Annotated in this window: 9 protein-coding genes; all 9 read right to left on the reverse strand. The window is 65.5% G+C overall.

From position 1 onward, the window contains the following. Positions 1–4: 4 nt before the first annotated feature. Positions 5–598: a TIGR00730 family Rossman fold protein gene (locus XCC_RS07740; protein WP_014507326.1), complete on the reverse strand. Its 594-nt coding sequence runs from the start codon at positions 596–598 to the stop codon at positions 5–7. A 153-nt stretch (positions 599–751) separates the two neighbouring features. Next, entirely contained in the window at positions 752–2,188 is a 1,437-nt protein-coding gene (lpdA, locus tag XCC_RS07745; RefSeq protein ID WP_011036671.1) for a dihydrolipoyl dehydrogenase, read from the reverse strand. Positions 2,189–2,334: 146 nt separating this feature from the next. Beyond that, entirely contained in the window at positions 2,335–3,549 is a 1,215-nt protein-coding gene (gene sucB / locus XCC_RS07750) for a dihydrolipoyllysine-residue succinyltransferase (protein ID WP_011036672.1), read from the reverse strand. Positions 3,550–3,591: 42 nt separating this feature from the next. Further along, entirely contained in the window at positions 3,592–6,420 is a 2,829-nt protein-coding gene (locus XCC_RS07755) for a 2-oxoglutarate dehydrogenase E1 component (protein ID WP_011036673.1), read from the reverse strand. Positions 6,421–6,600: 180 nt separating this feature from the next. Beyond that, a complete protein-coding gene (locus XCC_RS07760; RefSeq protein ID WP_011036674.1) occupies positions 6,601–7,512 on the reverse strand; it encodes a GNAT family N-acetyltransferase in 912 nt (303 codons plus the stop codon). After that, the gene (locus XCC_RS07765) at positions 7,509–9,056 is read right to left on the reverse strand and encodes a cupin domain-containing protein (protein ID WP_011036675.1); all 1,548 of its coding nucleotides are present in this window, start codon (positions 9,054–9,056) and stop codon (positions 7,509–7,511) included. The genes XCC_RS07760 and XCC_RS07765 overlap by 4 nt, the downstream gene beginning before the upstream one ends. Positions 9,057–9,226: 170 nt before the next feature. Continuing rightward, the gene (locus tag XCC_RS07770) at positions 9,227–9,850 is read right to left on the reverse strand and encodes a DUF3060 domain-containing protein (protein ID WP_016944495.1); all 624 of its coding nucleotides are present in this window, start codon (positions 9,848–9,850) and stop codon (positions 9,227–9,229) included. A 139-nt stretch (positions 9,851–9,989) separates the two neighbouring features. After that, entirely contained in the window at positions 9,990–10,490 is a 501-nt protein-coding gene (locus XCC_RS07775) for a DUF3060 domain-containing protein (protein WP_011036677.1), read from the reverse strand. A 252-nt stretch (positions 10,491–10,742) separates the two neighbouring features. Then, positions 10,743–12,110 carry an adenylosuccinate lyase gene (gene purB / locus XCC_RS07780; protein ID WP_011036678.1) on the reverse strand — a complete coding sequence of 456 codons (1,368 nt, stop codon included), beginning with the start codon at positions 12,108–12,110 and terminating at the stop codon, positions 10,743–10,745. Between the last annotated feature and the right edge of the window lie 10 nt (positions 12,111–12,120).

The following is a 12,120-nucleotide window of genomic DNA, read 5'->3' on the forward strand; positions in this document are numbered from 1 at the left end:
ACGATCACACCAGGGTGGAGCGGCGCTTCTCGTCGATCCACTTCGATGCCTGTGCCGGCGTGTAGTGCTGCATCCACTCCAGCATCTGCTCGATGTCGGCGCCGTACCACAGGTCGCTGCGCTGATCCGGATGCAGGAAGCGTTCCTCGACCATGCGATCGATCATGCCGATCAGCGGCGCGTAGAAGCCTTCGATGTCCAGGAACGCGCACGGCTTGTTGCCGATGCCCAGCTGCCGCCAGGTCAGCATCTCGAAGATCTCCTCCATGGTGCCAAAGCCACCGGGCAGGGCGACGAACGCATCCGACAGCTCGAACATGCGCATCTTGCGCTCATGCATGGAGCCAACGATTTCCAGCGTGGTCAGCCCGCGATGCGCCACTTCCCAATCGGCCAGCTGCTGCGGAATCACGCCGGTCACTTCGCCACCTGCGGCCAGCACCGCGTTGGCCACCGTGCCCATCAGGCCGACATTGCCACCGCCATACACCAGGCGCAGCCCCTGTTTGGCGATGCGGTCACCCAGGGCGATAGCGCGCTCGGCATAGGCAGGCTTGTTGCCGGCATTGGAACCACAGTAGACGCAGATGCTTTTCATGGGATGAGAATCGGGAGTAGGGAATTGGGAATGGGTAAAAGCAGAAACAAAAGCCGGAACGCATGACGCCGGACCTAGGTCCGGCGTCAGCATGAAGAGCGAAGTGATGGGAACGCTCTTGCGATTCCCAATTCCCCACTCCCGATTCCCGGCTTAATTCGCCTTGTGAATGGCGCGCTTGCTCACCGCCATGGCGGCGTCGTGGATTGCTTCGGAGAGGGTCGGGTGCGCATGGCAGATGCGCGCCAGATCGTCCGCCGAGCCGCTGAACTCCATCGTCAGCACACCTTCGTGCACCAGCTCCGAGACACCCACGCCCACCAGGTGCATCCCCAGCACGCGGTCGGTTTCGGCATCGGCAATCACCTTGACGAAGCCGGCCGGCTCGCCCATGGCCACCGCACGGCCGATCGCCGCAAACGGGAAGCTGCCGGCCTTGTAGGCAACGCCTTCGGCCTTGAGCTGCTGCTCGGTCTTGCCGACCCAGGCAATTTCCGGCTCGGTGTAGATGACCCACGGAATGGTGTCAAAGTTGACGTGCCCGGGCAGGCCAGCGATCAGCTCGGCCACCGCAATGCCTTCCTCGAAGCCCTTGTGCGCCAGCATCGGGCCGCGCACGCAGTCGCCGATCGCCCACACGCCGTCGACGCCGGTGTGGCAATGGCCATCGACCTCGATCTGGCCACGCTCGGTCAGCTTGACGCCGGTGCCATCGGCCAGCAGATTCTTGGTCGCGGCCTTCCGGCCCACGGCGACCAGCAACTTGTCCACGGTCAGGGTCTGCTCGCCGGCGGCGTCGGTGTAGCTGAGCACCACCTGCTTGGCGTCGCCGCTGCCGGTGATCTCGGTCTTGCTGACCTTGGCGCCCAGCTTGATGTCCAGACCCTGCTTCTTGAATTCCTTCAGCGCGGTCTTGGCCACTTCGGCATCGGCCAGGGCCAGGAAATCCGGCAGCGCTTCGAGGATGGTGACCTCGGCGCCCAGACGCTTCCACACGCTGCCCAGCTCCAGGCCGATGACGCCGGCACCGATCACTGCCATGCGCTTGGGTACCGCGGTGAAGTCCAGGCCGCCGACGTTATCGACGATGGTGTCGCCGTCGAACTTGGCGAACGGCAGTTCGATCGATTCCGAACCGGCCGCCAGGATCACGTTGGTGCCCTTCAGCTCGATCTCGCCACCTTCGTGCTGAGTCACCTTGACGATGTTGCCCGGCTGCAACTGGCCGAAGCCGTAGTACGGGGTGATCTTGTTGGCCTTGAACAGCATCGCGATGCCGCCGGTGAACTGCTTCACGATCTTGTCCTTGCGGCCGATCATGGTGGGCACGTCCATCTTGGCGTCGTTGAAGCTGATGCCGTGGTCGCCGAACAGGTGGCCCATGTTCCAGAACTGGCGCGAGGAATCCAGCAGCGCCTTGGACGGGATGCAGCCCACGCGCAGGCAGGTGCCGCCCAGGGCGGGCTTGCCGTCCTTGCCGATGGCTGCGTCGATGCAGGCGACCTTCATGCCGAGCTGCGCTGCACGAATCGCAGCGTGATAACCGGCCGGGCCGGCACCGATGACGACGACGTCGAATTGTTCGCTCATTTCATTTGCTCACGGGAATGGGGAGTAGGGAATGGGGAATCGCAACAGCGCACGCGCCTGTCGCGTCCCATCCAGGTCCAGGCGGGAATGGAGCGGTCGATGGGCGCTTGTCCCATTCCCGAATCTCCATTCCCGATTCCCGGCTCTTAGAGGCCAAACAGCATCCGGCCCGGGTTTTCCAGCTGATTCTTGATGTCGACCAGGAACTGCACCGAATCCTTGCCGTCGATGATGCGGTGGTCGTAGGACAGCGCCAGGTACATCATCGGCGCGATCACGACCTGGCCGTTCTCGGCGATCGGACGTTCCTTGATCGCGTGCATGCCCAGGATGGCGCTCTGCGGCGGGTTGATGATCGGGGTCGACAACAGCGAGCCGAAGGTGCCGCCATTGGTGATGGTGAAGGTGCCACCCTGCAGGTCGTCCAGGCCCAGCTTGCCGGCGCGCGCCTTGGCGGCGTAGTCGGCGATGCCCTGTTCGACTTCGGCAAATGACTGGCGCTCGACGTTACGCAGCACCGGCGTCACCAGGCCCTTCTCGGTGGAGACGGCGATCGAGATGTCGCTGTAGCCGTGATAGATGATGTCGTCGCCGTCGATCGAGGCGTTGACCAGTGGGAAGCGCTGCAGTGCGTTGGCCGCGGCCTTGACGAAGAAGCTCATGAAACCGAGCTTGATGCCGTGCGCCTTCTGGAATTCGTCCTGCAGTTCCTTGCGCGCGGCCGACACCTTGGCGAGGTTGACCTCGTTGAAGGTGGTCAGCATCGCGGTGGAGTTCTTGGACTCCATCAGGCGCTTGGCGATCGTCTTGCGCACGCGGGTCATCGCCACGCGCTCTTCAGGACGGGCGCCAGACGCCTTGCCCACGCCGCCGGCCTTGGCGAAGTTGACGATATCTTCCTTGGTCACCGCGCCACGACGGCCGGTGCCGTCGACCTGCGACGGATCCACGCCCTGGGTGATGGCGGAAAAACGCGCACCCGGCGGCAGGCTGTCAGCAGACGACTTCGATGCAACCGGCGCGGCAGCGGCAGCGGCAGCCGGTGCCGGCGCAGCAGCAGGCGCAGCGGCGGCCGCCGTGGCATCGGCCTTCTTCTCTTCGGCCGGTGCAGCTGCGGCCACGGCGCCTTCTTCGATGATCGCCAGGATCTGGTTGCTGGTGACCGTGCTGCCGGCTTCGAACTTGATTTCCTTCAGTACGCCGTCGACCGGCGAAGGAACTTCCAACACGACCTTGTCGGTTTCCAGATCGACCAGATTCTCGTCGCGCTTGACCGCTTCACCGGCCTTCTTGTGCCAGCTGGCGATGGTGGCGTCGGAAACGGATTCGGGCAGTACCGGAACTTTGACTTCGGTGGCCATTCGGGGAGCGTCCTAGGGTTTTCGTTCTTTGGGGAAGAGGAGTTATTCAGCGACTTGGTCGTTGAACGGATTGAGCAGCGCATCGGCGACCAGCTTCTGCTGTTCGGCGATGTGGTCGGCCATGTGGCCGGCAGCAGGCGAGGGCGAACGGGCACGGCCGGCGTAATGCAGGCTCTGACCGCTGGCCAGGCAGAAATTCAGGTGATGGCGAATCTGATACCACGCACCCTGGTTCTGCGGCTCTTCCTGACACCACACCACGTCGGCGGCATTGCCGAAGCGCTTGAGTTCTGCGGCCAGCTGCGCACGCGGGAACGGGTACAGCTGCTCCACACGCAGGATGGCAACGTCGTCCTGGCCACGCTTGGTCTGGTCTTCGAGCAGGTCGTAATAGACCTTGCCCGAGCACAGCACCACGCGCTTAACCTTGCTCGCGTCGGCCTTGGCGTCGGGGATCAGATGCTGGAACTGCCCATCGGCCAGTTCTTCCAGCGTCGACACCGCCAGCTTGTGGCGCAGCAACGACTTCGGGGTCATCACCACCAGCGGCTTGCGGGTGGTCATGCGCATCTGGCGACGGATCATGTGGAAGCACTGCGCCGGGGTCGTCGGCACGCAGACCAGCATGTTCTCCAGCGCGCACAGCTGCAGGAAACGCTCAAGACGTGCGGAGCTGTGCTCCGGGCCCTGGCCTTCGTAGCCATGCGGCAGGAACAGCGACAGGCCCGCGATGCGGCCCCACTTGGCCTCGCCGGCAGCGATGAACTGGTCGATCACCACCTGCGCGCCATTGGCGAAGTCGCCGAACTGCGCTTCCCAGACGCACAGCGCGTTCGGGTCGGTGGTGGAGTAGCCGTACTCGAAACCCATCACTGCTTCTTCGCTCAGCAGCGAATCGATGATGGTGGCGTCTTCCGGGTTTTCCACCAGCTGGCGCAGCGGCAGGTAATAGCTGTCGGTCTTCTGGTCATGCAGGATCGCGTGACGGTGGAAGAACGTACCGCGGCCCGCATCCTGGCCGACCAGGCGCAGCTTGTGGCCTTCGGCCAGCAAGGTGGCGTAGGCCAGATTCTCGGCAAAGCCCCAGTCACCGTCCTGATTGCCGGCGGCCATCTTGACGCGGTCTTCGTAGATCTTCGCCACGCGGGCGTGCAGTTCCACACCGGCCGGGATGGTGGTGATCAGCTTGGCCAGACGGTCCAGCTCATTCCGCTTGACGCGCGTATCGACCGGATCGGCCGCAGTGCCGACCAGATACTTGGACCAGTCGATGGCGAATTCGTCCGGCTTGCGCTTGGCCAATTCGGTGGTGTATTCGCCCGAATCCAGCTTGTTGCGGTAGCCATCCACCAGCGCCTTGGCCTCGTCGGCGCTCAGCACGCCATCGCTTTCCAGCTTGGTGGCGTAGAGCTCGCGGGTGGTCTTGTGCTTGCGGATGGTCTGGTACATCACCGGCTGGGTGGCGGCCGGCTCGTCGGCCTCGTTATGGCCCCAACGGCGGTAGCAGACCAGGTCGATGACCACGTCCTTCTTGAACTGCTGGCGGAACTCATAGGCCAGCTTGGACACGAACATCACCGCGTCCGGGTCGTCGCCGTTCACGTGGAAGACCGGCGCGCCGATCATCTTGGCCACGTCGGTGCAGTACAGGGTGGAGCGGGCATCGTCGCGTGCGCTGGTGGTGAAGCCGATCTGGTTGTTCACCACGATATGCACGGTGCCGCCGACCGCGAAACCGCGCGCCTGCGACATCTGGAACAGCTCCATCACCACGCCCTGGCCGGCGAATGCGGCGTCGCCATGGATCAGGATCGGCAGCACGGTCTTGCGATCCGCATCACCGAAACGCTCCTGCCGCGACCGCACGCTGCCGACCACGACCGGGTCGACGATTTCCAGGTGCGAGGGGTTGAACGCCAGCGCCAGGTGGACCTGCTTGTCGTCGCCGACCGCGATGTCCGCCGAGAAGCCCATGTGGTACTTGACGTCGCCGGTGTGCGCGCGGTCGTCGTGGGCGTGCTCGAACTTGCCCTCGAACTCGTCGAACAGCTTGCGCGGGTTCTTGCCCAGCGTATTGACCAGCACGTTGAGACGGCCGCGGTGGGCCATGCCGATCACGATGTCCTTGACCTGGTCATTGCCGGACTGGCGAATGATGGTGTCCATCATCGGGATCAGTGCGTCGCCGCCTTCCAGCGAGAAGCGCTTCTGGCCGACGTACTTGGTGTGCAGGTAGCGCTCCAGGCCTTCGGCGGCGGTGAGCCGCTCCAGCGTGCGCTTGCGGCTGGCCGCATCGGCAGCGATCTTGCCGCCGGCATCTTCCAGGCGCTTGTAGATCCACTGGCGCTGGTCGAATTCGGGAATATGCATGAATTCGGCGCCGATCGTGCTGGCGTAGGTCGCCTTCAGGCGCGCCAGCAGATCCTTCAGCTTCATCCGCGGCTGCCCGCCGACACCGCCGGTGCTGAACTCGCTGTCCAGATCAGCCTGCGAAAGGCTGTGGAACGGCAGGTCCAGGTCGGGCGGGTTGACCGGCGGGGTCAGGCCCAGCGGATCGAGCTGCGCGCCGAGATGACCACGCGAACGGTAGGCGGTGATCAGACGACCGACATTGCGCTCGCGCTCGTCGCTGGCGCCCACGCCGGTACCGGCATTGGCAGCCTGTTTGGAGGCGCTGAGAATGTGGGCAATTGCCGCCGAGTGCGGCACATCACCGGCATCGCGACCGTTGAAGCCGTCGAAATACGCCTTCCACTTCGGATCGACACTGTCGGGGGCGACGAGGTACTGCTCGTACAGATCCTCGATATAGGCGGCATTGCCGCCGGCGAGCTGCGATGACTGCGCGAACTGCTTTAGGAGATTATCCACGATGGTAAGTCGGGTCTGCTGTGGGGATGATTGTGCGGAAGCGGCAGGGCGAGTTGCCCTATCGGTCGATCTCAAATCTCGAAAAATTATACCCCCTTGCGCTTGTGAGGGGGCGTCTGCGAGCTGACCGGCGGGGTAGACCAATTGGCCAGACGCCTACGCGCAAGGGGCGCTGCGGCGTCAGATGCCAAGCGCGCGCGGCTCGTTCCAAAGTGCGCTGCGCTCCCATATCTGCGCGAATTCGCGCTCCAGCTGCCGGCTGCGTGCCGCGCCGGTCAGCCAGGTTTCGCCGTCGTCGAAGCGGTGCCCTGTTGGACGAAAGTAGTAGGCGTCGTCGCCGATCACGTAGGCCGATGCATAGCTGGTATCGACCGGATCGCTGATCGCACGGAACCGGAACACGCTGGGCAGGCGTTGCGCCAGCCGCAGCAGTGCGCTGCTGCTGGCGCCGGCCGCGGCGGGCTCCTGCACCAGCACGTGCACGCGCTTGTCGTGGCGAGCGGTGGCAAAGCGACGCAGCGCCTCGAGCACGGCCGGGGCATCGAACAACGCCACGTCCAGGGCGCGCGTGTAGATCAACACCTGCCGGCGCGCGGTGCCGAGCAGGGCGGTGGTGGCGGTGTGTGCCGCAGCCAGGGTTTCGACCGCCATGGGGCCGTCCAGGCGGCGATACAGCGCCTGGCCTGCTGGCACCTCCTCTGCGGTTGTCGAGAGCGCAGCGGGAGGCACAGGCAGGAAACCGAGCCGGCCGAACAGGGCGGCGGCGTCTGCGCTGACATGCGTGCTCACGGTGGGCCAGCCGCGCTGGCGGGCGCTGTCCACGGCGGCGGCAAGCAGGCGAGCGGCCAGACCGCGCCGGCGCCAGGCCGGCAGGACGCCCAGGCGGTCGATGCGCCGATCCGGGGTGAGCCGGACGGCGGCGACCAGCTCGCCATCCGCATCGCGTGCGGCCAGGTGCAGACTGAGCGGGTCGAGGGCATTCCAGGAGTCCTCGGTAGCGCTGGCCGCCCAGCCCGCACGCAGCGCACGCAAGGTCCCGGCCTGCGTGGCCGGGTCCAGGGTGACGATCTGCGCCGGGCCGGCGGGAGTCATGCGCGCTGCGGATCCTCGTCGTCGTGCAACGCGTCGTCGTCGGCCGGGTTGGCGGCGTCGTCTTCCTGCGTGGCAGAGGCGTCGCTTGCCATGCCGGTGTCGGCGGCCGCCTCGGCGTTGTCGTCCTCGTCTTCCGCTTCCTCGAGCGCATCCGGCTGGTCAGCCTCGTCTGCGACTGCTTCCACATCGGCGTCCGCATCGATCTGCGTGGCGTCGGTGTCGGCATCCAGATCAGCGTCTTCGTCGTTGTCGAGGTGGTCGGCCGACAGGCTCAGGGTATGCGCATCGTCGTCGTCGAGGTCTTCGTACTGATCCTCATGCGCGCGCTGGTAATGGCCCTGCGCCAGCAGTTCCAGCACCACCTCGCGGCCACGCACGGACAACTGCCCGTACAGCGCGCCGTCGATCTCCTCGGCGGCGGCCAGGCGGCTGGCGTCCTTGACCGACAGCGCAAATTCCAGGCCGCTGCAGAACAGGGTGGCGCCGCGCTTGGCACGCCGCCAGGCCAGCCGCGACCACGGGTGGCGATGCAGCAGCACTCCTTCGTCAAGGGCCTGCTCCACGGCCTCGCGCGGGATCGGTTCCGGTGCCGGCACCACGTCGCCGGAGGCGCGGTAGGTGGTCATGAAGCGGCCAAACCAGTCGCCCAGGCGGTCCGGGTCGTTCATGCGCAGGGCGTTGAGTGCGGCGACCACGCGGTTCATCGCGGTGACATCGATCTCGTATGGATCAGCCGGCACCTTGAGGTCTTCGTCGTGATAGCGCACGGCCTCGTCGGCATCGGCGATCAAGGTGTCCAGGTAGTCACCGATCAGCTCGGCCGAGGAGGGCGCGCGGGTGCCGATGGAGAAGGTCAGGCAAGCGTCCTGGGCCACGCCGTGGTGCGGCACCAGCGGCGGCAGGTACAGCATGTCGCCCGGGCCCAGCACCCAGTCGTGGGTGGGCTTGAATTCGCGCAGCAGCTTGATGTCCACATCGTCGCGGAACGCCATCGGCGTGGGCTTGCGGCCCTGCGAGCTGCGTGCGTCGACCTGCCAGCGGCGATGGCCCAGGCCCTGCAGCAGGAACACGTCGTAATGGTCGACATGCGCGCCCACCGAGCCGCCGGTGGCGGCGAAGCTGATCATGATGTCGTCGATGCGCCAGCGCGGCAGGAAGCGGAACTGCTCCAGCAGCGCACGCACGTCGGCGTCCCACTTGTCCACGTCCTGCACCAGCAGGGTCCAGTCGTGGTCGGGCAGGCCGGGGAAGTCGGTTTCCTGGAAAGGTCCGCTGCGCACGGTCCAGTCGTCGGCGGCGCGGTCGTGGCTGATCAGCCGCGCCAGCACGCCGTCTTCGCAGGCCAGTCCGGCCAGGTCTTCGGGCTGCAGCGGCGACTGGAAATCCGGGAACGCGTTGCGGATCAGCAGCGGATGCTTGTGCCAGTAGGTGCGTAGAAAGCGCTCGACCGGCATGCCCAACGGCTGATCGCGGGTGGCATGGATCTCGAAGGGCAGCGGGGCGCCCTTTCTGGCAACGGTCTTTTTTGCGGCGGTCTTTTTCATGGTGTGACGGGTCCGACTGGGAAAAGCCGGCGCTGCGCGGCCGGCGAAGTGGCCTATTGTCGCCCAGCCCGCTGCGCGATGCCTTGCCGGCCTGTGTTGCAGTCAGGTTTCAGTGCAAGGCATGCCCACGGAGGCGCTGGTCGCGCCGGATGCTGGCCGGCGCCGGCGGGTCAGCGGGTCGTGATCTGGTTGTCGCTGCCGTAGTCATCGACCCTCACAGTCCCGGACTGCTGGCTGATGCGGTTGCCGCGACCGTGCAGCGTGGCCTCACCGATCGTCTGCACCTGCACGTGATTGTCGTCGCCGGGCACCAGCAGGGTGTCGACGCGACCGGCCTTGAGCGTGGACTTGCGGCCGAACAGTTCGACGCTTTTGGCATCGCCGGCCAGGGTGACCTGAGCAGCGTCGCCAACGATACGGACCGATTCGGCGCGCTCGATCTGCACGATTGCCTGCTCGCCCAGCACGGAGATGGCGCCGCAATCGCCCTTGAAAAGCAGATTGGCGTGGTCGCCGGTCAGATCGACGTTATGCCCGTCGCAACTGACCGTGCCGCTGGTCGAGGTGACCAGCAACGTCGGCCGCTCGCCAGTGTCGGCCTTCGGTGCGGCGTCGGTGCTTGCTGGCGACAGGGCCGGCTGCGCCGGCTGGGGAGCGGATTGAGCTGGCGCCACCGATGCTGCGGATGCGCTTGGAGGCGTCGGGGAGATGGCAGCAGCAGGATCAGCAGCGGGCTGCTCGCCGCAGGCCGCCAATGCGAGCAGTGAGAGGGGCAGCAGTGAGCGCAATGCCATGTCAATCTCCTGAAAACGGGAACAACACAACGCAGCGATGGGCTTGGTCCCCGCGCCGCTGGCGCACGAGGTGGTCGAGTCTGTGAGTCACGGATCCACCAGCGGCACGGCAGACAGGCCGATGGCGATCGCGCCGCCGTTACATCAGCTTGTTGCCGCTGCCACGGTCGTCCAGCGTGGGTTTGCTGTAGGGATTGACGGTGTTGTCGTTACCGGAAAAACGCACCTGTTTCACCTCGCGGACCAGGACCAGATTCTGGTTGCCCTGGATGTCTGCGCTGCCGAGGTTGGTCAGGTTGAGCGTGTTGTTGTTGCCGATGATGCTCAACTCGCCGACCTGTCGGTTGAGGACAGTGAAACTGCTGCCCTCCACGCGGATGGCACGTGCCTTTTCGACGTTCAGCGCGCCATGCGAGGCGGTGATCGTTACTGCGCCGCATTCGCCATTGACGATCGTGTCGGCGTTGTCCTTGGTAATGCGCAGATCCCTGCCGCCGCAGTCGGCACCGCTGGCTGGGTCGGTCAAGGTGGACGACACCGCCGACAGCGCCTGCGCGGCGGGGCCATCGGCGCCGCATCCGCTCAGCGCCAGCACGCTGGCGAGGGTCAACAGGGACACTGCTGTCTGAGTCACACGCATTGACGATCTCCTGAAGGGCGAGGCCGGCACGATAGCAGTCCGGCTCGGTGGTCCATGTGCAGGACCATGGGCCCTGTCCGGGCCCGGGAAACAGTTGGCGTGCATGACGCGAGGCGGATCGAGGCACAGCCTTTAACGAGTGCAGACGGCACGCCATTGGCAGGAAGCGCGACCGATGGACGCTGCCTGAGGTCTGGGCAGGCTGAGCAGATACGGCCCGTACGGCGGGCCGGTACTGGCCTTGCCGGCAGATCAGATGGCGCGCGCCAATTGCTCGGCCAGACCGGTATAAGCACCGGGCGTCAACGCACGCAAGCGCTGCTTGTCCTTTTCGGGCAGTTGCAGGCTTTCCACAAACGCCTGCATCGAGGCGGCGGTGATGCCCTGGCCGCGGGTCAGTGCCTTGAGTTGCTCGTAGGGATTGGGCAGGCCATGGCGGCGCATCACCGTCTGCACGGCCTCGGCCAGTACTTCCCAGGCGGCGTCCAGATCGGCATCCAGGCGCTCGGAATTGACGGTCAGCTTGCCCAGGCCCTTGGCCAGCGAGTCGAGCGCTACTTGCGTATGGCCGAACGCGGTGCCGAGGGCGCGCAGCACGGTGGAGTCGGTGAGGTCGCGCTGCCAGCGGCTGATCGGCAACTTGGCGCTGAAATGCTCGAACAGCGCATTGGCGACGCCGAAATTGCCTTCGGCGTTCTCGAAGTCGATCGGGTTGACCTTGTGCGGCATGGTCGAGGAACCGACTTCGCCTTCTTTCAATTTTTGCTTGAAATAGCCGAGCGAAATGTAGCCCCAGATGTCACGTGCCAGGTCGATGAGGATGGTGTTGGCGCGGCGGGTGGCATCGCCGATTTCGGCCACGTTGTCGTGCGGCTCGATCTGCGTGGTGTAGGGGTTGAAGACCAGCCCCAAGCCTTCGACAAAGCGTTGCGCGAACTGCGGCCAGTCCACCGACGGGTAGGACGCCACGTGTGCGTTGTAGTTGCCCACCGCGCCATTGATCTTGCCGGTCAGCTCGACCGCGGCGATCTGCTTGCGCTGGCGCTCCAGCCGCGCCACCACGTTGGCGATCTCCTTGCCGAGCGTGGTGGGCGAGGCGGTCTGGCCATGCGTGCGCGAGAGCATCGGCTGCGCGGCCTGAGCGTGCGCAAGCGTGCGCAGCGAGGCGGCGACGCCGTCCAGGGTGGGCAGCAGCACCTCGCGGCGTGCCTGCTCCAGCATCAGGCCGTAACTGAGGTTGTTGATGTCTTCGCTGGTGCATGCGAAATGCACGAATTCCAGCGCCGGGCCCAGCTCGGCGTCGTCCTTGAGCTGTTCCTTGATGAAGTACTCCACCGCCTTGACGTCATGGTTGGTGGTGCGTTCGATCTCCTTGACGCGTGCGGCGTGCGTCACGCTGAACTGCTCGGCCAGGGCGCGCAAGCGCTGCGTGGCGGCGGCCGAGAAGGCCGGCAGTTCGGCGATGCCCGGCTCGGCGGCCAGTGCCAGCAGCCACTCGATCTCCACTTTCACCCGCGCCTTGATCAGGCCGTATTCGGAAAAGATCGGGCGCAGCGCGTCCACCTTGGAGGCGTAGCGGCCATCGAGTGGGGACAGGGCGAGCAGGGCGGAATCCGACATGGGCAGGGCA

The sequence above is a fragment of the Xanthomonas campestris pv. campestris str. ATCC 33913 genome (assembly GCF_000007145.1).
GTDB classification, from domain to species: Bacteria; Pseudomonadota; Gammaproteobacteria; order Xanthomonadales; family Xanthomonadaceae; genus Xanthomonas; species Xanthomonas campestris.

Coding starts and splice junctions, on each gene's coding strand:
- XCC_RS07760 (WP_011036674.1), bottom strand. CDS start 7,512: ATGACTCCCGCCGGCCCGGCGCAGATCGTCACCCTGGACCCGGCCACG.
- sucB (WP_011036672.1), bottom strand. CDS start 3,549: ATGGCCACCGAAGTCAAAGTTCCGGTACTGCCCGAATCCGTTTCCGAC.
- XCC_RS07765 (WP_011036675.1), bottom strand. CDS start 9,056: ATGAAAAAGACCGCCGCAAAAAAGACCGTTGCCAGAAAGGGCGCCCCG.
- lpdA (WP_011036671.1), bottom strand. CDS start 2,188: ATGAGCGAACAATTCGACGTCGTCGTCATCGGTGCCGGCCCGGCCGGT.
- purB (WP_011036678.1), bottom strand. CDS start 12,110: ATGTCGGATTCCGCCCTGCTCGCCCTGTCCCCACTCGATGGCCGCTAC.
- XCC_RS07775 (WP_011036677.1), bottom strand. CDS start 10,490: ATGCGTGTGACTCAGACAGCAGTGTCCCTGTTGACCCTCGCCAGCGTG.
- XCC_RS07770 (WP_016944495.1), bottom strand. CDS start 9,850: ATGGCATTGCGCTCACTGCTGCCCCTCTCACTGCTCGCATTGGCGGCC.
- XCC_RS07740 (WP_014507326.1), bottom strand. CDS start 598: ATGAAAAGCATCTGCGTCTACTGTGGTTCCAATGCCGGCAACAAGCCT.